The 1,307-nt window shown below is 62.4% G+C and carries 1 protein-coding gene; it reads right to left on the bottom strand.

The genetic code is table 11. The features are described from left to right. On the bottom strand, positions 1 to 1,128 hold a 1,128-nt coding region (gene gatA / locus NW815_RS10765), incomplete at its 3' end, for an Asp-tRNA(Asn)/Glu-tRNA(Gln) amidotransferase subunit GatA (protein WP_414415995.1). Positions 1,129 to 1,307 lie beyond the last annotated feature (179 nt).

Below are 1,307 nucleotides of genomic sequence, written 5' to 3'. Positions count from 1 at the left end.
CACCTTCTGGGCCTTGAGGTAGTAGGCGTCGTAATACCCCGAAGAGAGGGCATAGGTGCCGATCATGATGCGCCGCTTCACTTCCGGCCCAAAGCCATGGGCGCGGGTCTTGCCATACATCGACAGCAGCGAGTCGGCAGGTTCCCGCAGGCCGTACTTTACCCCGTCGTAGCGGGCCAAATTGGCAGAGGCTTCCGAAGGGGCGATGATGTAATAGGTGGCCAGGCCGTAGCGAAAACTGGGGCAGTCGATCTCCAGGATCTCGGCCCCCAGTTCCTGCAGATGTTGAATGGCCGCTTGCACGGCAGCGCGGGTCTCCTCGCCGCATCCTTCCCCCAGCAAGTCGCGGATCACCCCGATTTTGAACCCCTTGATGTCCGGGATCAGAGCCTGGCTATAGTCCGGGATATCCACCTTCAGGCTGGTGGAGTCCATCGGGTCATGGCCGGCGATCCCCTGCAGCAGCAAGGCCACATCCTCCACCGTGCGCCCAAACGGCCCCACCTGATCCAAAGACGAAGCAAAGGCCACCAGCCCGTAGCGAGACACCAGCCCGTAGGTGGGCTTGAGGCCCACCACCCCACAAAAAGCTGCCGGTTGGCGGATGGATCCCCCCGTATCTGAGCCCAGGGCCACCACCGCTTGGTCGGCAGCCACCGCCGCCGCCGATCCCCCAGAGGATCCCCCTGGCACCCGCGTCAGATCCCAGGGATTGGCCGTGCGCTGAAAGGCGGAGTTTTCCGTGGAGCTGCCCATGGCAAACTCGTCTAGGTTGGTCTTGCCCACCGTCACCATGCCCGCAGCCGCCAGCCGCGCCGTCACTGTTGACTCGTAGGGGGGAATGAACCCCTCCAGCATCCGGGAGGCACAGGTGGTGCGGATCCCTTGGGTGCAGAGGTTGTCTTTGACAGCTAACGGGATCCCGGCCAAAGGGCCAATCTCTTCCCCGGCCCGAATGCGGGCGTCCACCGCCCTGGCCTGTTGCAGAGCCAGTTCCTCGGTTACAGTAATAAAGCTCTTGAGCTGCGGCTCCAGTTGGGCCAGGCGCTCCAGGTACTCGCGGGCGATCTCTTCGGCAGAGCGCTCTTTGGTTACCAACTGCCTGTGGAGGGCACGGATGACAGACATAGGCAAACTCGTGGGGAAGGGCAAATGCCAGTGAGGCCAGACAAAGTTCCTCTAGATTAATCTAGGTGGGATCCCTTCCTACCCAAAATCCCGCCAATTTTCCCTCTCCCTGAGAGAGAGGGGCTGGGGGTGAGGGCGTCGGCAATGCAGAGCGCTTGGGCCCAAGCTACCGCCGTTCC

This window comes from Synechococcus sp. R6-7, assembly GCF_047461695.1.
Classification (GTDB): domain Bacteria; phylum Cyanobacteriota; class Cyanobacteriia; order Thermostichales; family Thermostichaceae; genus Thermostichus.
Note: the sequence above shows the minus strand (reverse complement) of the source record. Positions and strands in the feature narration are given on the sequence as shown.